Source organism: Arthrobacter sp. G.S.26 (genome assembly GCF_050847375.1).
GTDB lineage: Bacteria > Actinomycetota > Actinomycetes > Actinomycetales > Micrococcaceae > Arthrobacter.
The window spans coordinates 1-17,676 of the sequence record NZ_CP193753.1 but is presented as its reverse complement, the minus strand read 5'-3'; the positions used below and the strand labels follow the sequence as shown (position 1 = coordinate 17,676).

The window sequence follows — 17,676 nt, the reverse complement described above, 5'->3', positions numbered from 1 at the left end:
TTCACTTTTGGCACCAGTAGTTTCAGGCGGTGGAAGTTTGCTTCGCGCCCAGTTCTGCGAGGAATTCTGTGAATTTGTCGTCGGTGGATTTCCGGAATGAGGGTCGGGGGTCTACGTGTTCGGTATGGCAGTTGCTCAGTCCCCAGGGTTTGGATGTGATGCGTTCGAGCATGGGCCAGAAGGTGTCCCTGTGCCAGTTGGCCGGGTCGCTTGTGGGGTCTTTGTGGCCGTAGTTCGCTGCCCGCCAGCTAAGCCAGGTTGCGGTGAGTTCTTCCACGACCGGGGCGTGCCGGTACCAACAGCCGTAGATGCGGGAGCTGTCGGATACGCCGTACCGGCCGTTGATCCAATCCACCCACTCGCGCAGTGCTTCTATCAGGGTTGCGGATTTCTCGCCGTTGAGTTCTTTCCAGTTCCAGGGAGCTGGTGTTTTTTTCGGCGGTGATGCGAGGAGGTCTGCTACCGCCTCGCTCATCGCTTCAACAGATGCCTGCAGGACGGTAAGCCGTTCCTCGTGTTCGACCAAAATCTCTTCAATGCCCTCCGGCGCCGGCACGGAGGCGTCGGTGTCTTCGCTCATCTGGTTACCTCCCGTCTGTTACGGCGTTGCTGCGCGGCGGCTTTATCGTCCTTGATCTGGGCCGAGTCGGAACGTTCCCACCAGGGCATGAGTTTGACTCTGGCCGGGGCGACGTTGCTGTAGTGCATGAACGCTTCTCCCACCGGGAGCTGCTGAATCTCGTTGCCTCGGATCACGGGGCGTTCTTCCTCGCTGATGGTCCGGGACGATCCTCCGCGGCCCTGGGACGTGGCGACGCGTTCCTTCCGGGTAGTGCCCGCGGCACGGGCGATCTTGTCGAGTTCATCGAGTTCTTCCAGGCCGGGCAGGAACAGCCTGATCGATGACGTTCCACGGATCGCCGTCGCTGCTTCGGCTCCCCAGCGCTGCCGGTTCTGGGCAAAGGACTGGCTGAACCCGATGATGCGGATCCCGCGGCCGCCGGAATCAGAGAGGGCGCCGGCCATATCCGGGATGGCCGCGACGTTGGGAGCTTCGTCCAGGACCATCGTCAGTACCGGCCAGAGCCGGCCCCCGGGCATGGACTGGGAAATGCGTTGGGCTTTGCGGAACATGAAGTCAGCGAACATTGCCACAAGCGGGGCGACCGGAGAACGTTCCCCGTCCGTGAGCAGGTAGATCGTGTTCGGCTTTTCCAGGAACTTCTCCATGTCGAACCCCTCTCCTTTGGGCGGGGTCAGGGTGTCGAGGGCTTTGGGGGACGTCAGGGGTTCCAGGAGCCCTGCGAGGGTTTCTTGGATGGAGTCCACTGTTTCCCCGGCACGGGAGGTGGTGAGTGTTCGCAGGCGGGCTGTGAACGCTGCGGGCGCCTTGTGCTGGGTGAGGATTTCCAGGGGTTCGGAGTCGGTGAAGTCGTTGGCCCACTTCACGACATCATCAATGCTCTTATCTCCCAGCGCGGCCGCGTGGAGGAACCTGCCCAGGATCGCGGCGGCTTTGGAGTTGAAGAAGTCCCCGTTCTTCACATCTCCCATGGGCTGCGCGGCGGCCCAGGCCTTACCGCGGGCCAGCGCTTCGTCGGGATCTTCGCAGCCGTCAACGACGTTCCACCTGACTTTGTTGGACCACCCGGAAATGTCCTGAAGGTCGAACACGGACACATCCCCGCGCCGTTCGCGGGCGATGGCTGTGAGCATGAGCAGGTCATTCTTGGTGGAGGTGGCGATCACGGCACCTGGTGCATCGAGGGTGATGCCTACGGCCAGGAACAGGGTTTTGCCGGAGCGTTGCGGGGCGAACACCCACATGGAGTCTTCGTGCTGGACGTAGAGGGTCTGCCCGTCGAGCTTGCACAGCGCGACGATCATTTCCTCTTCGGTCGCCTCTGCCGGGAGTTCCAGGGACTGCTTGGCTTTGGTCAGGGCAGCTTTTTTGCCCATCCTTTTTTCCAGGTCCCTGTAGCGGGGCAGACCGTCGGCGCGGTGCTTGTTTCCGCCAAAGAGGGCCATGAGCATCCCCGTCCCGACGAGGGCCAGGACGGCAAGGACGATCAGGATCCACGTGGCCGCACCGGGCCAATCGAATTCGCCGGCCTTGATCTTCGCCCACAGGGCGGTGAAGTCAGTCCAGGGCATGCCGGTGGGGGTGATCAGCTCGCCCAGGAACGCGGCGACCCAGCCGAGAACGACCAGGCCGATCACGATGACGGCCAGGCCGATCTTCATCACTGAATCCGTGGACATGGGTTTGGCGGCGCTCATGCTGCTTCCTCCTGCGTTTTGGTTTCGTGCTGGTTGATGGTGGCCGTGGACTTCATGGCCTTATCGGTATCGGTGAGCTCGATTTCCAGGGCGCTGCGGACGTGGATGGCAATGAACGGGTCCTTGCCGCCGATCCGCATCATGCAGGTGCCTTTGGTCAGGGACGCGATATCGGCCGCGGACCCGGACGGGAGGTTGAACATCTTCTCGCACGCCCAGGCGTCATCGGATTTTTGCTGCTTGTAGAGCAGGACCGTTCCGCATTCCTTGAGCATGGCGATGGCCGGTGAGTCCTCGGGAATGTCGGAGATGTGGTGGAAGGCGAACATGCACGAGAGCGAGAGGGCCCGGGAGAGCTTGGTGTTGCGGCGGGTGACCTTCGCAACCGAGCCCTGGACGGTGTGCCAGGCTTCCTCGATGACCAGGACGGTGGGGACGGGAACGTCCTGCCGGTAGAGCGTGTTCGCCAACCAGGTGTTGATGATCGTCATGACAATAGCCAGCGCCGGCCCGTCCTCCGGGAGCAGGGAAACGTCAAAGACGGTCAGGCCCGCGTTGAGGGAAATTTCGGTGCTGGTTTCTCCGTCGATCAGGCCGGCGAGGTCATCTTCGATCATGCGTTCTAGTTCAAACGCGGGATCCTGGCCCCACTGCCGGATTTCCTCCACGGAGAGGTTCGAGGCCGCCGCGGCGTCCTTGTCGGGTGCGTAGAGCGCTGAGAGGACGTGGCGGATATGGGCGGTTTCGTTGTTCGCGGCCGCGGTGCGGAGAGCCTGCTTGTGGGCCATGCGGACCGCTTTGCCTTCCTTGGGCAGCAGCGGCCGGCCAAGGGCCTCTTCCACCACGGCACGGACCAGCATGGACTGACCGGCCGGGGTGGACAGGGCGGTGTCGTCGTGGCTGTCTTCGTTCAAGCGTGCCGCGATACGGGGATCCAGGATGTTGATCTTCGCCCCACCGCCGCCGACCATGAATTTCACCGGCGTGATCCCCAGGCGCTGGGCGAGGGAGGTGTATTCCCCGCCGTTCTGGTCCAGCTGGTACTTCTTATCGATCACCACGACCCGGCGGCCCAGGAGCAGCTGCCGCAGCACCGCCCAGGTCTTGATCCCGGAGGACTTACCCTGGCCAAGATCGCCAATGAAGCAGACGTTCGGGGATTCGAGTTCGTTGCCGTAGGACGTGAACGGGTCATGGACGACCATCCATCCGGAACCGGCATCGATCCCGAACGCCAGGCCTCGGTGCGAGGTCGGAGGTGAGGCGATGGCCATGTGCGAAAATTCCATCTGCCGGGTCGAGGACAACACACCGGGTGCGGCAGGATCGTAAAACCCCAGACGGGCGGCCCGCTGGCTCTTCCGCTCACAATGCCACTGCACGCTTGCTGCGGTGCCGGCGGCTGTAGTGTTCGCGTCGCGGGCGCGCTTGTTCTTTCCTTCCCACCGCGCCGCTGCCAGGGCATCACCGGTCGCCGCTGCGGCGCTGTTCTCGGACGCGAGTCGCTGTTCCCGGGCGCCGGTGCGCTTGGTGCGGCGGGATTTTGTGGTCAGTGCCCAGGGCATCGAGAAGCCTTTGACGAGTTTGGGGGTGTTCATCGGATTCCTCTCGTGAACGGCATGGTGGTGATCAGGGCCAGGTCGTTGCGGTGATCCATCCAGTCAATGAATTCGATCCCGGCGTCCGCGGCCGCGGCTTCGATCAGGTCAGCGGTGGCCAGCAGCTCGTCCTCTGATTCAACGGAGTAGGAGATGTAGAGCGCGTAGGAGGCCCCGTGGTGACCGGAGCCGGGTTTGAGGTCCAGGAGCCGCTGGGTGGAGGCGCCCATGAGGACTTCTTCGGAACCGTCGGTGACGACGCCGGACTTGGCGACTTCCTTGCCTTTGGCCCGGTCCATGGCTGCGTCCGTGCGGGCCTTGCCCCGGGCGGTGCGGGCATCGGCAAGTTCCATGACAATTGAGACGGTGTGGACCACTGCTGGCTGGATCCCGGAGACCAGGGATTGCAGGGCGGAAACGGGGATCGCTTCGGGGCTGAACGCTGAGGCTGGCACGTACCCGGTGCGGGTGTGCCAGTGGCCGTTGATCACCACTGAGGTGTCCGAGGTGTCCCCGTCCAGGTGCTGCCAGCAATCGGCAAGGTCCGCGTTATCGTCATCGTCAATGTCGAAGTCCGGATCCTGCAGGTGGCGCAGGAGAGCTGCCATCTGTTCAGGTCCGAGGGTGCGGTAATCCTGGATGCCGCCCATCATTTGGGCTTGGGCCAGGGTGGTCCGGATTTCCTGATGGATCGCCAGCCCCAGGCCGGTGTCGCCGCCGCCGAGTTTGGAGGCCTTCAGCGACAACGCAGAGGAGCGGGGAATGCGGAACGTCTCGTAAGTGCGGTGCTGTTCGGAACGGGACTGCAGGGTTTGGACCAGATCCCCATAGGAGGTCACGAGAAGCCGGTTCACGCCCTGGGCCTGCTTGTCCTTGATCCACAGCAGATGATCGGTCGAATCCATGGGAACGGCGCGGGAGAGCGTCTGGACGTGGGAGATGAGGGACTGACGGCGGGCCATGCGGGCCAGGAACTGCCCGCGAGCCACATAGGCGGAGTCTTCCCGGTTTTCCTCCCGGATCCCGGAGGAAGAACCCATTACTTCCACCGTGACCGTGTAGTACGGGGTTTTGATCTGGCCGCCGTGCCGGAACACCGTCATCGGCCCGGTAGGGGTTGAGACGGTGAACGGACGGACCGTCCCGACCATCAGCGGGGCATTGTTCCGGTGTTTCACCGGAACCTCGATCATGCCCTTCGCATCGGCCCGGGCACGATCAGCTTTGGTGGCCTTGACCATCCGGGTCTGATCCCGGAACTTCACGGGAACGAACGTCGCGGTTTTCTTCTTTCGGCGGGAACGCTGGTGCTGCCGTTCGACAATCAGGGCACCGAGGGACCGGTACCCGGTGATTTTGCTCGGGGTAGTCAGCACCACCCCGAGCCCTACAATCCCGGCACCCAGGATCAGGCCCAGCACAATCACGTCCTTGAAGGAAATGACCGCCAGCAGCCCCAGCCCCAGGGCGGCGCTGAGCCCGATCCATTCAGGGCCGGTACGGTTCCCGCCCCACAAACCACGGCGGGAAACTTCACCACCGACAACAACCATGCGTCCCATCAGACCTACTCCCCTGCCTTCGTACTGCCCGTTACCAGCTGCCTCATTACCGGCCGCTGATGTGATCGGTATCCGGGGCCATCGAGTTCACGCCCTGACGGCCGCGCATCGCGGCCTGCCGTGATGCTTCACGCCCCGCCAGCAGGAACGCCGTCGCCCCGCCCGCGGCGATCTTGGCCGATCCCCGGGTAGCTGCGGCCGTGCCCTTGCCTACAGCGGCAGCACCGTTGCGGACCGCAGCAGCTGTCTTCCCGGCCGGAGTCCCGGCCCGGTCATCGCGCTGCGCCTGGGCAATCGTGCGGGTATCAGGAGCCGATGCAGCATCCGGGCCAGCCCCTCCTGCCCCTGATTCCCCGGCATCGGTGCGGACGGCACTACGCCGCCCACCACCAGCCCCCGCGCCAGCCGGGGAACCCGTCAGGCCACCATCAGGACCAGCAGAGAAACCGGGCCCGCCCTGCCCCTGACCTGACCCACCAACCGTTGCGCCCGTAGTGGCAACGCCGGAACGTCCAGTACCTGCCGGGACGGCTGAACCGGATTGTGTCTGCATGGTGCGGCGCTGACGGATCATCGCGCTAACGCCGGCTCCTGCCCCGGCGACCATTGCCGCACCGGCTATCGAGGGCCGATTGGCGCCCAGCCCGGTAGCGGAGGAGGGAAGGATCGGGACGAACTTGAACAACAGTGCCGGTGAGAACGCCAGGACCACCATCGCGGCGGCCGCGATGAACACCGAGGAAGCGTTCACCAGCGCATCGCTGGTTCCCTCGCCCTGGAATGCGGGGCGGGACGAAATGAAGCTGAACAACGCACCCATCATCAACAGGAGCAGCGGCTTGGACAGTGCAATACCAAGCCACAGCGATCCGACCTTGCCGACCCGGCCGCGGTGCTCCGGGTGAATCATGAAGCCGACCATCAATGCCATCCCCACGCCGAGGAGGTACAGGGCGACCGGCTGGAGAGCGAACAGCCCCAGCAGCGCCCAGGCCCCGACAAACAGCAGGCCGAACAGCAGCACAGCTGCCAGCGGTCCGAAAACCCCGTTGGACTCATAGGAGGCGAACCGGGAAATGCTGGTGGCGAAGTCCCCGATCTGGTTCGCTGTCCACGGGCTGATCGACTCTGTAAGACCGATCAGCGCGTTATTACCCACGTAGCCCAGGAAAGGGCCGAACAACGCCAGGAGAATCGCCAGTGGCGCGTACCAGATAACGGACTCACGCATGGCGGCCGGATCAATCTTCTCGTCCGAATAGTCCCGGAAGAGCTTGAAGAACATGAACGTCAGCAAAATGATCCCGACACCGGAAAAAACAGCCCAAGTAGTCCGGAAACCGTCATCGACTACAAACTCCGAGACCTTCAACAGGTTCACCAGAACCTCGTTCGTGGCCGTCACACCGGCCTCCTTGGTCGAGTTCGCAAACTTCTCAAACCCGTCCTTGGCATTGGCGATAAACGCCACCGTATCCACCGCACCCAACACAAACTGCCCACCAGGCTGCGTAGACACAGCCGCACGCAGAACAGCTCCGGCTATCGGGGAAAACTTCGACCACGCAGCCTCAGCGACGCAAAGTCCCGTTGTGACCGGGCGAGCCCCTTCATTTGCCAAGGCAGTACAAAACTGGCTCTTGCTGACTTCCGGCTTGTAATCAAGGGATTGTTCCGGCGTAGTGAGGAAGCTGTTGAAAGCCCGAGTGGACATGCCCTCGCAATCCTGCCCGACCATGCTGCCAGTGAAAACACTCGGTTGGCAGACACTCTTAGCCATTTCCTGGTTCAAGCGGTCCCGAATGCCATCGCGCTGATCGGCCGGCAGTCCTGCAAGACGTTTCAGCTGATCCGCATTCAACTTCTCAGAGGCACTGGCTTCATCCGCCGCCTGGGCAGGCCCAGCGGTAACAACGCCAAAGCCGACAAATATGGCTAGTGCTGCGGCAATCAACCGGAGGCGGGTGCTAGCGCGTAGCGTTCGCATACTCGACCCATCCCTCCTTGGTCAGGTCCTTGAAGTACCTGGCCACAATCTGCTCATCGAGAGGCGGGATCTTGCCCGTAGGAGGCACTCCTAAACCTCCAGTGGGTCCTTTGTCCTTCAAGCGGGATACCAGGTCCGCGTCATTGATACCCGTCACGGCGTTCGATATTTTCCAATCGCCCTTCCACGTCAGCTCCATCGTTCGAGTGCCGAAATACCCCTGAGGCTGGGAGTCGCTTACCCCTAGCGCTCCAAAGAAAACCTGAACGACGGCTGTCTTTTTCGCTTCGCATGACACCGTCCGGTACAGACCGCCGGCCTTGACGTCGGACTGCTCCATCCATCCACCGTCAAAAGTCTTTAGCGCAGTACCTTGTGTTTTGGAATCGGCGATGACACTGAACGGGAGAAGAACTGATTCCAGCCACGGGCCAGGGACGGCCAGAGAATTGATGGTGGCTTTCTGGGTCTCCCACGTTTCGAGATTCACATCCACCAGCAGCGGCGTGTAGTTTGCAGCTGCTTGCACCGCAGAGTCGCAGGTGCCGTTGTAGCCAATGGGTGTTTTGCCGTCGGCTGCGGTTTTGGTTCCGCCTTCCCCGATGCTGATTTTGGAAACGGGAAATCCGAGCTTGCCAGCGACCATCCCCGAGTCCGCGGTGGGTTCAGGCTGTGCAACCTGTTCCGTGGGGCGATTGATCAGGACAATGGCTACTGCCACGATGACCGCCACAGCGACGATCGCGATCAGTGCTTTCCATTTTGTGCTCATGGTCTGGTTCCGTTCTTCAGTGGGAGAAAGCCGCCGGCGATGATGTCTGCCACCAAGTGGCTAGGCTCCTGCTGCCGCTGTCAGGGCGAGGATGCCGCCGATGATGACGCTGGCCCCGGCGACGGCGGCGAAGGCGATGCCGCTGCGCTTTGCCCCGTCTGCGCCGTCTGCAATGTCGTCGGAGTGGCCGCGCTGGCGGGCGATGCCCCATTTGCCCAGGTTCATAAGGAACGCGGCGGTGACCAGGATCAGGACCAGGGCCCAGAGGCCGCCGAGGATCAGCTGGATCGCGCCTTGGAACTGGACGCCGAAGACGTTGATGTTGGGTGTTACCCCGTCCAGGGGGTTCTCTGCGGCTGCGGAGATGGAGAGGTTGGTGAGGGTGTTCGTGAACATGATGGGGTTCCTATCGGTTGGTGAAGTGGTTGGGTGCGTGGGTGGTACGGTTATCCACCTCGAGAAGGCCTGCGGCGATTTCGGCGGTCACGCGTTCGAACGCGCGGCGGGCCGGATCGCCCACGAGCTGCCAGTCGATGATTGAGCCGTTATCCAGTGCTGCGTCGTAAGAGATATCGATGATGGTCCGCACCGTTGATTCGAGTTGCGCGCGGAGGTCGGCCTGATCGGCGGCTGAGACTTTCGCCCCGCCGCCCTGGGTGATGATGACGACGGCGTTATCCACCAGGTCTTTGTAGCGCTGATTCCCGGTGCGTTCGGTCATGGATTCGAGCTGTTCGATCATCCGCAGGGCTGAGACGACGGCGTTGCGCTGGAGCCGGACTGGGATCACGAGCTGGTCCGTGACGTCGATGGAGGCCAGCCAGTTCTCGGAGCGGGTGTTGTTCCCGGTGTCCAGGACGATGGTGTCGTAGAAGCGGCTGACGACGGTGTGGATGCGGTTGAACTCATCCGCGCCGATGGATTTCATCCGGTCCGGGTCCTCGTCCGAGGCCAGGACGGAGAACTGGTTCTTGCCCTGATGGCGGGTGTAGTAGGAAAAGTCGCCTTTGCGGGCTTCGATGGTTTCGAACTTTTCCAACACGTTCAGCAGGTCCCACACGGTGCGGGTGGAGCCGTTCGCGTTGGTCCTTACCCCGAGGGTGCCCATCATTTCGTTGTTGTCCCACACGATGGCGTGCTGGCCGGAGTGGATCCCGAAGGTTGAGCCGATCCCGACGCTGCACATGGTCTTACCGACCCCGCCCAGGGGCTGGGCGACCATGATGCGCATGGGCCGGGAGTAGACCCGCTGGATCGCGGAGAGGTCCGTGCGGCGTGCCAGTTCGGCCGCGCCGACCTTGGGCTTGATCAGACCAAAGGTCACTGCCCGCAGGAACGCCTGCCATCCGGTGGCCGGCGGCAGTTCATCGTTCATGTTGTCCTTTTGCAGCACCGAGGCGCTGCGCCGGCCACTGACCAACGGGGTCGGTGCCACTTCCGTTGCCGGTTCCTTAGCCGGTGCCGCTTCAGGAGCATCGGCAGGGGCTTGGGGTGTAGTTTCATGGGCCGGTGCAGTGGTGGTGGTTTCTGCCACTGTTTCGGGATCGAGCAGGCTGATGGGGGCGCGTGACTTCCGCTCGGCGCCTGACCAGTTGGTACTCATCGGGTCTTCCTTTCGGTTGCGGGATTCTGACTTCTGGAAACCTGCGGTGACGGTTCCTGGAACAGCACCGGGACACTGCCTGTGGCTGGGCTCTGGGGGCTGGTCCGTTCCGGTCCGGTAAGTGGATCGGTGAACAAAGGTGCTGTTCCGCACTCGTCCGCTGCGGGCGTGCTCACGGGGCGCTCACCGGGCTGATTGAGGTCACTAGCCAGGGATCGTCCTGCCCGGTCCGGTGGAGCATCATCGTCCAGGGCCCGGCATTGGTATCAAAGGCCGCGGTGACCGTCATGGGGTTCTGTGCTTCCCGGCTGATCGCGGGACCGTCCGTGACGGTGGAGAACGGGACACGGGCAGGGTCGATGTAACGGGCATTTTCCTTGTACTCGGCCGCGAGCATCGGTTCGAGGTCCTTGAACCAGGTTTTTTCCTCCACAGCGGGCCGGCCGAACAAGACCATGGCCTTCGCTGCTGTGTCTTTGACTCTCGCTTCCGCGTTGGCATCCCAGGTGACGTTAGGGCCGTGATAGTGCTCCGTGGCCTCGTCGTGGTCGTGGCCGTCACCGGCTGAGTGCCCGTCAGCATCGGCCGTGATGGTCGGCGCGCGCGCGGCCGCCGTGGTGGGTGTGCTGTCCGCGGTGGGGGTCCAGGCGCAGGCCGTCAGCAGGGTTGCCGCCGCGAACAGGGCCGGGGCGAGGGCGGTTCGGCGCATCACAGGATGCCTTTCTCTTGGAGGATCTGTGTGGGGTCGATAGTGGCGTTGATCGGGATCATCGGGTTCGGCAGGGCCCCGGCGTAGAACTCCATGTGCGTGTGCCGGCCCGAGACATTGCCCGTGGCTCCTTCGGTCCCCAGCGGGGTCCCGGCGGCCACGGTGTCGCCTTCCTTGACCTTCAAGGACCCGGCCTCCATGTGGTACATGCCGATGGTCAGCTTCCCGTCCAGACTCTGGCCGGTCACGCCGGTTCCGAACTGGCCTTCGAGGTTGCGGATCTTCACGATCTTCAGATCAGTGATCGCCAGGATTGTCCCGGCCTGGCCCGGGGTGGAGAAGTCGATGCCGTAGTGAAAGTTGGCCAGCACTCCCCCGGCCGTGCCGGGCGGGGCCGGGCGCGTGCCGTAGCCGCTGGTCATCACAGCACCGGGCAGGGGCTTGACCCATTTGCCGGCAATGTCCCCGACAACCTGGTTCCCGTCGGCCGGGCACACCCCGGACGGGTCCACCGCCGCTGCGGCTTCCCCGCCAAAGGCCTTGACGATATGGGTGGCCTGTTCCCGGAACCGGGTGTAGTGGTTCGGGTCCGCGTTCCGCTGCGTCCGGTGGATCGCAATGGTCGGCTCCAGCCTCTCCCAGCCCTCAACCTGTTGCATGGCCTTGAAGAAGTTCGTCGCGCTGGTGTGGGGGTCCATGCGGTCCTCATAGGAACCCCAGGACCCGTTCGCCCGCTGCTGGAACAGTCCGCGGGAATCAGGGCCCGCGCCGTCACCGAACTCGATGACCCGCAGCGTGGACTCACCAATGGCCGCCTGCACACCGATCAGCTGAGCCGCCACCGGGAGCTTCAAATCAGCCGCAGCCTTCATGATCGCGGCTGCGTTCTTCATCTGCTCACCATCGAACCCGGCCACCGTACTGCCCGGGAGCGGGGAGGTTGCGGACACCGCTGAGGTCCCGGGAGCTACGCAGGCAGACGCTGCCTGCGCGGGTGTTCCGCCGTCATCGAGGACGACAACGACGAAACCCAGGGCAAGGACGATAGTGGCGGCTACAGGGACGACGACCTTCCGGAAGGCTTTCCCTGCAACGGCTGTTGCTGCCCCAGCAGCAGCGACACCCATTAGTAGATCCGCCTGATCCCGTTGGTTCGCAGCCAGGAATCCTTCATCCACAACGGACCGGCAGCCTCAACTGTCAACACCACATCCGGGCGTCGGACACGCAGCACCACTCCGGACCGTTGATCATCAGAAACCTTGGTGGCCAGGTGACTGTTCAGCAACCCGGCCGTTTCCAGATCTTCCAGGACAGTGCCCACGGACTCTCCCAGCCCTGTGCGGCGGCCGAGCTCTTCAGCCTCCGTCACGCACGCTGCACGGCCCGCCACGAACTCAGAGGCCGGCATCATGCCCAGCAGCTCCGTAAGGACCACCTGTTGTGCGGGATCCAGCTCAAGCCCGGACACCCAGTTCCGAAACACGGCGATCTTCGCAGCCGCACGTTCCTGCAGCCCCCGCTGATGCATCGGCCACACTGTTCCAAACGGCAAAACCGTCATCCTGTCCTCCCCCAGACATGATCAAAAAACCTTTTACTGCCAGTTCGTTCTCGCCTAGAACCAATCCGCCATCTTTCACACTTCGAGCCAAATGTGCTTGTCACATCCGCAGTTAGTGATGGAAGCCACTCGGCAACTCAAGTGGAATAAGTTCATAACTAGAGCTTAGCGCATAGTTTAACTATGCGCTAAGCTCTAATTATGATCACTTTAGAACGACTACGGCATGATGGACCTCATGCCCCGTTACGTCCGCCCGAATGCGCCCGCCGCCTTGGAAAAGGCTATTGACGTGTTTGGCGGGAACCACGCGAAGATTGCCATATTGGGCTTCCTGGCCCAGGCTGGGCCGGCAACGTCTGCAGAAGTGGCTGAGGGCACAGGTTTAGGCCGACCAACCGCGAAGGCCCACTTGTATCAACTGACAAGTGACGGCGTGGTGGTTGCCGACCCGGCGTTCGATGTGCCGGTCGAAGATCGCACTGGAAAACGAGTCAAGTACTCAGTCGTCCCCCAGGAGATTGCGAAACACTATCAGGCCTTGGGCAAGGCGCTGAACATTCAGGACCCAGGGCCAGCGAATCCGAGTGCCTAGTTAAGCTAAACCCTTAACCATGGCTCGGCACTGCGGCTACGGTAGCCGACGTTTTCTAAGCGATACCCTGTCGATGTTGGTCACCCCAGCGGCCAAAGCAGCAGGTCACAAAGGCGACACGCTCCCGTTTTCTGAAAACAAATCCTCGGGAGCGCTGTTAGCCGGTGATAGTTTCAGAGAGCAGTCGCAGGGAACATACAAGTGGTCTTGGTGGCAGGCAGTACAACGATGAAGCTGTAGCCGTTCAGGCGGCTACAAAATCAAAGGACACAGCAAATGACGGCAGTAGCAGTTAATCGAGGCGGCGGGCGCCCCAGCAAAGGCCTGCGTAAGTTCATTGGTTTTCGCTCACCCGAACCCACCGCTGACGGTATCGCCAAAGTGGCAGCCCATAAGGGTTTAACCGTAACGGAGTACCTCCTGTCCGTTGTCGAGCCACAACTGAAGGAAGATCTCGCCGCCCTCGATAAGGACGACTACCAGCAGGAGCTGCCCATCCGCATCGCCTCATAACAAAAGAAGGCCCGCACTAGGCGGGCCTTCGAAGCTTGAGACTTACCCTCTGGATTGCTTGCCGGCGGATCAGATTGTAAGTCGCGGACAGCCTGAGAAGGCCATCCCTTGTCTTGCTATAAAACCGATCTGGCAGGATCGGCCCTTTTTCGTACCTCAATCCCCGAAAGGATTACTCACATCGTACATCAGCACATCTCCGTGCATCCAGCATGCCCAGTTAGAGGCGTGTCAAACCAAAGAGACGCGGCATCTAACATATGGGCAGCTTTAGCACCGCTGTTGGCCGGCCAACCTCGAGTGCGCCTTTCCAAGGACGCTGGCAAGTCGTATCCGCAGAAGCATGAGCGAAACCTCACCGAGGCTCTTCCTTCTGTTCCCGCTGCGGTCCGCATCTTTGGTAAAGATGGCACGTGCGCCGCGATTTTCCTTGACTTCGACTCTTCCGTAGGCGGCCAAGACTGGGTCCAGGCCGACGTCCGGGCCGTTCAGACCTGGTTGCGCTCGGTGGGTGCCCGCTGGATCGAGGACTACTCCCCCAACGGCGGCCGCCACGTCTACGTGCCGCTGGCGCAGCGGGTCACCTTCTCTGCAGCGCGTGATCTTGTCGAGGCGCTGGGCACCCGGTACCGGACTCTGGACAAGACCCCGCACCAGAACCTACTTCACGGTTGCATGCGAACCCCCGGCTCGCCGCATAAGCGTGGCGGGTACCAGGAGCTGGCGATGAGCCTGTCAATGGCCTACGACATCGTCCGCCGTCCCAACAGCGCAACGGTCTGGACTGCAATGACCAACGACCTGGCCGCCGAGATAAAAGCAGTCCGGGCCCTCCGTCTGCAAGGAACCTTCTCTCCCGCCACCTCCGAGGCGCCCGTCCCGGAGCAGCCTGCTGGCCGCATGTCCCGGACCATGCAAGTCCTTGCCCAAACCGGGCTGTACGACACGAACCGCTACGCCACGGACTCCGATGCACGTCAGGCGGTCCTCGTTGGCGCCGCAGCGGCCGGCCTCGAGCTGGTCGATGTGGAACGTCGGATGTTGCAGGGAATCTGGCCCGGGCTGGCCTCCTTCTACGCCCGGTACGCAGCCCGGCACCGGCTCCCGGCCCTGCGCCGGGACTGGATGAACGCCCTCACTTACCTCAGTAAAAAACCGGTCAAAGCAGACGGGAAAGACCATGTCCGTAGATCCCCCACAAGCCAGCCAATTACACAGGCGGTAGGGCTAAAGAATTCAGCTTCGATTTCAAATCCCGATGCGGAGCATCGGTTCATCCGGACCTGGCGCAGTGCTCTGAGGATCAGGGAGGTGAACTACCAGCAATCCAGGACAGGGATGGCTAGAAGGATGGTGCTGCGGGCACTGGGAGAAGCAGCCCACATGACAGCATCGCGCTTCGTTGAATTTGGGGTCCGGTCCATCGCCGTGGCCACCGGTCTCGATCACACTACCGTCGGCCTTCACTTGCGAGAACTTCGTGCCGAAAAGGATCCCCTGGTCACCTTGGTTGAGGAAGCCCGCGGAACGAAGGGTGACCTGTACATGCTTACCGTCTCCGAGGAGGTTAAGGCTGCGGCTGAGGACGCCTCCTGGCAGAAGGGGAAGGTCCACGCCCTCCGGCCTGTTTTCCGGGAACTGGGTCTGCCCGCGGCATTCGTTTACGAGTCACTGGAGCACTCCCCCGGGCTGTCCACCACCGAAATCGTCAGCGCCACCAGGCTTTCCCGCTCTGCCGTCCACGAAGCTCTCGAGATCCTAGCCGCCTGGAATTTGATCAGCCGCAACGCGGGCCGGGTGTGGTCAGTTGTGGCGGCTACCTCCCTCCAACACCTCGCTGAGAGGCTTGGAATATTGGAAGCCGTGGCAGCGCAGGTTCAGCGGTACCGAACCGACCGAATCATTTGGCGTGAGTGGTTGGCCAAGAACGTTAGCACCGTCGCCGAGCTCCTGTCCCCCGACGATGATTACCCTTGGGAATTGTTTGAAGGGCCGCCTGACGACTGGTCATTGCCCGACCTGGCCTTCGGTAGAACCGGATGAGGTAGGCTCCGGCTTGCTAGCTGTAAGCTTCGTTTGGGCTGCAGCCTACGTATTTGCACCGTTTCGATTCCGTGCCATAAGCCCTGCCATAGTTCACGCCATAATTACCGCGGTGTTACTCGGTAGACACCTAGGTTGGAAAATTCAACAACATCAGTTTGTCGGGGTCTGGATATACAGCTTGAACACGGTAGAGACCAAAGCGCTGCGTGACGGTGCGTCGAATTCGGTGACCTTCTCATCGAGCCAGGCCACCTGCAGTCCGTCGAGCCGGAGTTGGATTTGAATGCCGGCTTCTCCACGCTTCCGCGGGGCTCGGCGGGGCATGCCGGATCTGGTCACTCTGGTCTCGGTTTTGAACTCCCTGGCGATCTGTTTGTCGTCAACCGCTTCGAAGGCATCAATCAGCAGGTCCGCATAGGTGATCCGCTCCTGGTAGACGGCGTCCTTTACTTGAGCCAAAAGCTCCGGAGCTAAGTACACCCCGACGTTGCGCAGTGCTCCCGAAACCATTTCGGAGGTTTTGGACGAGTTAGTGGCCTTCTTTGAACCAGGTTGTTGCCCAGCAGTGTCCTTCGAGGGCCTGGCCGACGCACTTTTGGGTTGCTTCTGCCGTCCTGCCAGGTCAGGGGGCGTTTCCGTAGGGTTTTTCTCCTGGTTGGGTGGATTGTCCGTCAGTGAACCTTCGGCAGGTAGTTTCGTGTCAGCGGGCTCGCCTGCTGCTGCTGGCGGCACTTGGATAAGTCCTTGGCCCTGTTCCTCCGTGGACTCTCGCGGTTTTGGTCCCGATTCAGGGGTGCCCCTCCCCCGCTTTGGCGCCAACAAACCTTGCAGCGCTGCACCCCTAGTAGTTGTTACAGGTGCGAACGCCCCGGCGAGGCTTTGCCTGCCGCTCATGCCTGGTTCCCGCTTTCGATTTCGTTCAGTCGGGCGAGGATCTCGCCTGTCAGTTGCTCGTATTCCTCGGCCAATCCCCCGGCATTCCGCGAGAAGAAGCCGTCCGTTGGTTTCTCCCCTGCACGGAGCGCCTTTAGGCGGTTCTTTTGAGCGTCGGTAACGGCACCTTCAAGTTCGTGGAAGAGCAGGCCCTTCCGGCGGGCGTCGGCGCTTGCGCTCTCAAGATTTCTGATCCGAGTTTCAAAGACCGGGGCAACAGTACCAAGCATCTCTTCTAAGGTGTCCCGGACACTTCGTTCTAAGCGTAGAGACCGCGGTCCAACGCCGAACAGGACGACGCCGGCCAACTGAAGTGATGGGTTCCGGTCACGTACAGCCATAAACCGGCGTGCGATACGTTCGACCCCGTCGATGCTCGCATCGTCGGAGCGAGTAGGAATCACGACGGCACTGGAAATTGCGAAGGCGCCTTCGACAAGGACCCGCTCCCCCGGTGGGGTATCGATAAGAATCAAGTCGTAGTCATCTGCCAGCGGCGCCAAGACGGCGTAAAGCATGTCACCGAAGTCACCTGCGTCGGACCGGCTTGAACGGGAAACCATGAGGCCCTGGATGTCTTCGAGGTCTTGACCCCCAGGGATGACGTCGAGGTTCTCCCGAACATCGCGAAGGATTAACGGCTTCGTGCCTGCGATGAGAGCCTGGAAGAACTCTCGTCCCGTTTGCCGCTCATATCCAAGGTCGCGGGCCAGATCGCCTTGCGGGTCAAGGTCGATCAGCAGCACGCGAGAGCCAGCCAGTGCCACATACCCGCCGACGTTGGCGGCGGTGGTTGTTTTACCAACTCCACCTTTGCCATTTGCGAGGGCGATGACACGGTCAATGGCGCGCGTTGCTTGAGATCTCGGGTTCACGGGGGTCTGCAGTGATCGTGCCATCGGCCGGAGATTCTCCTAGTTGTCGTCTGGATTGTTGTCCTGCGCTCAACGTTATGTGGAATCCGGCGTTTATGCGGGTAGTGACACGCGTCCGATGGGTCACACAGCATCATACTTTGCTAATAATGGTGCTCCCACTTGGATTCCAGGTACTGCTTCCTGCGTGTCTACTCATGGTTTCTCAAGTGAAGTGCCAAATGAGTCACTTTGTTTGTGTTTCTAGCTGCAGAGAAGTGTGAGTTTTGGTTTGGTACCAAACGTGCTCACGTGCTTAGCGCTAAGTATGTCGCTTCGTGAGCTTCATTAGCAGTTATTCTGTGTGTTAGCAAGTGTTTTATTAGGTTGCTGATCATACCTGAGGGCAAACGAGTTCCTCCAGTAGTTGTGCCGTTTAACTAGAGGCATGACTTTGCGAGTGGTTGCATGCAGAGCTTCCAATTTAGCTTATGGCATGGTTTATGGCATGAACAATTGTGGCAAAATTTTTGCGCCCAGACTACTGGGTCCGAAGCAGTATCCATCCGCAATTACCCCCCCGCTGGCCCGAAGCGCGGTAATCGGCGCTTTGCTCAAGCCGGTTCGATCCACCGTAGCTCCAAGCTGGTCTCGCGGTTT

16 protein-coding genes are annotated in these 17,676 nt (G+C 61.5%); 3 read left to right on the top strand and 13 right to left on the bottom strand.

Going from position 1 to position 17,676, the window contains the following annotated elements; all coding sequences use genetic code 11:
* Positions 1-22: 22 nt before the first annotated feature.
* The 11 genes from ACRB8A_RS19255 to ACRB8A_RS19205 form a co-directional block, all read right to left on the bottom strand.
* Positions 23-580: a DUF4913 domain-containing protein gene (locus tag ACRB8A_RS19255; RefSeq protein ID WP_432246164.1), complete on the bottom strand. Its 558-nt coding sequence runs from the start codon at positions 578-580 to the stop codon at positions 23-25.
* Complete coding sequence (locus tag ACRB8A_RS19250; protein ID WP_432246163.1) at positions 577-2,280, bottom strand: type IV secretory system conjugative DNA transfer family protein; 1,704 nt, start codon at positions 2,278-2,280, stop codon at positions 577-579. Before ACRB8A_RS19250 ends, ACRB8A_RS19255 begins: the two co-directional genes overlap by 4 nt.
* On the bottom strand, positions 2,277-3,878 hold the full coding sequence (locus ACRB8A_RS19245) for an ATP/GTP-binding protein (protein WP_432246162.1): 1,602 nt from the start codon (positions 3,876-3,878) through the stop codon (positions 2,277-2,279). Before ACRB8A_RS19245 ends, ACRB8A_RS19250 begins: the two co-directional genes overlap by 4 nt.
* On the bottom strand, positions 3,875-5,440 hold the full coding sequence (locus ACRB8A_RS19240) for a hypothetical protein (RefSeq protein ID WP_432246161.1): 1,566 nt from the start codon (positions 5,438-5,440) through the stop codon (positions 3,875-3,877). The genes ACRB8A_RS19245 and ACRB8A_RS19240 overlap by 4 nt, the downstream gene beginning before the upstream one ends.
* A 46-nt stretch (positions 5,441-5,486) precedes the next feature.
* A complete protein-coding gene (locus ACRB8A_RS19235; RefSeq protein WP_432246160.1) occupies positions 5,487-7,394 on the bottom strand; it encodes a hypothetical protein in 1,908 nt (635 codons plus the stop codon).
* A gap of 13 nt (positions 7,395-7,407) precedes the next feature.
* Complete coding sequence (locus tag ACRB8A_RS19230; RefSeq protein WP_432246159.1) at positions 7,408-8,199, bottom strand: hypothetical protein; 792 nt, start codon at positions 8,197-8,199, stop codon at positions 7,408-7,410.
* Positions 8,200-8,259: 60 nt separating this feature from the next.
* The gene (locus tag ACRB8A_RS19225) at positions 8,260-8,595 is read right to left on the bottom strand and encodes a hypothetical protein (protein ID WP_432246158.1); all 336 of its coding nucleotides are present in this window, start codon (positions 8,593-8,595) and stop codon (positions 8,260-8,262) included.
* A 10-nt stretch (positions 8,596-8,605) separates the two neighbouring features.
* The gene (locus ACRB8A_RS19220; RefSeq protein WP_432246157.1) at positions 8,606-9,802 is read right to left on the bottom strand and encodes a MinD/ParA family ATP-binding protein; all 1,197 of its coding nucleotides are present in this window, start codon (positions 9,800-9,802) and stop codon (positions 8,606-8,608) included.
* Between the two features lie 172 nt (positions 9,803-9,974).
* Positions 9,975-10,511, bottom strand: a complete 537-nt coding sequence (locus ACRB8A_RS19215) for a hypothetical protein (RefSeq protein WP_432246156.1) — start codon at positions 10,509-10,511, stop codon at positions 9,975-9,977.
* Positions 10,511-11,638 (bottom strand): M23 family metallopeptidase, encoded by a 1,128-nt coding sequence (locus ACRB8A_RS19210; protein ID WP_432246155.1) that lies wholly within the window; start codon positions 11,636-11,638, stop codon positions 10,511-10,513. The genes ACRB8A_RS19215 and ACRB8A_RS19210 overlap by 1 nt, the downstream gene beginning before the upstream one ends.
* The gene (locus tag ACRB8A_RS19205; protein ID WP_432246154.1) at positions 11,638-12,042 is read right to left on the bottom strand and encodes a hypothetical protein; all 405 of its coding nucleotides are present in this window, start codon (positions 12,040-12,042) and stop codon (positions 11,638-11,640) included. Before ACRB8A_RS19205 ends, ACRB8A_RS19210 begins: the two co-directional genes overlap by 1 nt.
* Positions 12,043-12,313: 271 nt before the next feature.
* On the opposite strand from ACRB8A_RS19205, the gene ACRB8A_RS19200 reads away from it, so the two are divergent.
* The 3 genes from ACRB8A_RS19200 (at position 12,314) to ACRB8A_RS19190 (ending at position 15,226) form a co-directional block, all read left to right on the top strand.
* Positions 12,314-12,670 carry an ArsR/SmtB family transcription factor gene (locus tag ACRB8A_RS19200; protein WP_432246153.1) on the top strand — a complete coding sequence of 119 codons (357 nt, stop codon included), beginning with the start codon at positions 12,314-12,316 and terminating at the stop codon, positions 12,668-12,670.
* A 276-nt stretch (positions 12,671-12,946) separates the two neighbouring features.
* Positions 12,947-13,183, top strand: a complete 237-nt coding sequence (locus tag ACRB8A_RS19195; RefSeq protein WP_432246152.1) for a hypothetical protein — start codon at positions 12,947-12,949, stop codon at positions 13,181-13,183.
* A gap of 201 nt (positions 13,184-13,384) precedes the next feature.
* Entirely contained in the window at positions 13,385-15,226 is a 1,842-nt protein-coding gene (locus ACRB8A_RS19190) for a MarR family transcriptional regulator (RefSeq protein ID WP_432246213.1), read from the top strand.
* Between the two features lie 153 nt (positions 15,227-15,379).
* On the opposite strand, the gene ACRB8A_RS19185 is transcribed toward ACRB8A_RS19190, so the two are convergent.
* A complete protein-coding gene (locus tag ACRB8A_RS19185) occupies positions 15,380-15,961 on the bottom strand; it encodes a hypothetical protein (RefSeq protein WP_432246151.1) in 582 nt (193 codons plus the stop codon).
* Between the two features lie 158 nt (positions 15,962-16,119).
* Positions 16,120-17,061, bottom strand: coding sequence for a ParA family protein (locus ACRB8A_RS19180; protein ID WP_432246150.1), 942 nt, complete (start codon positions 17,059-17,061; stop codon positions 16,120-16,122).
* Positions 17,062-17,676 lie beyond the last annotated feature (615 nt).

Coding starts and splice junctions, on each gene's coding strand:
- ACRB8A_RS19225 (WP_432246158.1), bottom strand. CDS start 8,595: ATGTTCACGAACACCCTCACCAACCTCTCCATCTCCGCAGCCGCAGAG.
- ACRB8A_RS19180 (WP_432246150.1), bottom strand. CDS start 17,061: ATGGCACGATCACTGCAGACCCCCGTGAACCCGAGATCTCAAGCAACG.
- ACRB8A_RS19210 (WP_432246155.1), bottom strand. CDS start 11,638: ATGGGTGTCGCTGCTGCTGGGGCAGCAACAGCCGTTGCAGGGAAAGCC.
- ACRB8A_RS19240 (WP_432246161.1), bottom strand. CDS start 5,440: ATGGGACGCATGGTTGTTGTCGGTGGTGAAGTTTCCCGCCGTGGTTTG.
- ACRB8A_RS19220 (WP_432246157.1), bottom strand. CDS start 9,802: ATGAGTACCAACTGGTCAGGCGCCGAGCGGAAGTCACGCGCCCCCATC.
- ACRB8A_RS19200 (WP_432246153.1), top strand. CDS start 12,314: ATGCCCCGTTACGTCCGCCCGAATGCGCCCGCCGCCTTGGAAAAGGCT.
- ACRB8A_RS19195 (WP_432246152.1), top strand. CDS start 12,947: ATGACGGCAGTAGCAGTTAATCGAGGCGGCGGGCGCCCCAGCAAAGGC.
- ACRB8A_RS19255 (WP_432246164.1), bottom strand. CDS start 580: ATGAGCGAAGACACCGACGCCTCCGTGCCGGCGCCGGAGGGCATTGAA.
- ACRB8A_RS19230 (WP_432246159.1), bottom strand. CDS start 8,199: ATGAGCACAAAATGGAAAGCACTGATCGCGATCGTCGCTGTGGCGGTC.
- ACRB8A_RS19250 (WP_432246163.1), bottom strand. CDS start 2,280: ATGAGCGCCGCCAAACCCATGTCCACGGATTCAGTGATGAAGATCGGC.
- ACRB8A_RS19215 (WP_432246156.1), bottom strand. CDS start 10,511: ATGCGCCGAACCGCCCTCGCCCCGGCCCTGTTCGCGGCGGCAACCCTG.
- ACRB8A_RS19205 (WP_432246154.1), bottom strand. CDS start 12,042: ATGCATCAGCGGGGGCTGCAGGAACGTGCGGCTGCGAAGATCGCCGTG.
- ACRB8A_RS19245 (WP_432246162.1), bottom strand. CDS start 3,878: ATGAACACCCCCAAACTCGTCAAAGGCTTCTCGATGCCCTGGGCACTG.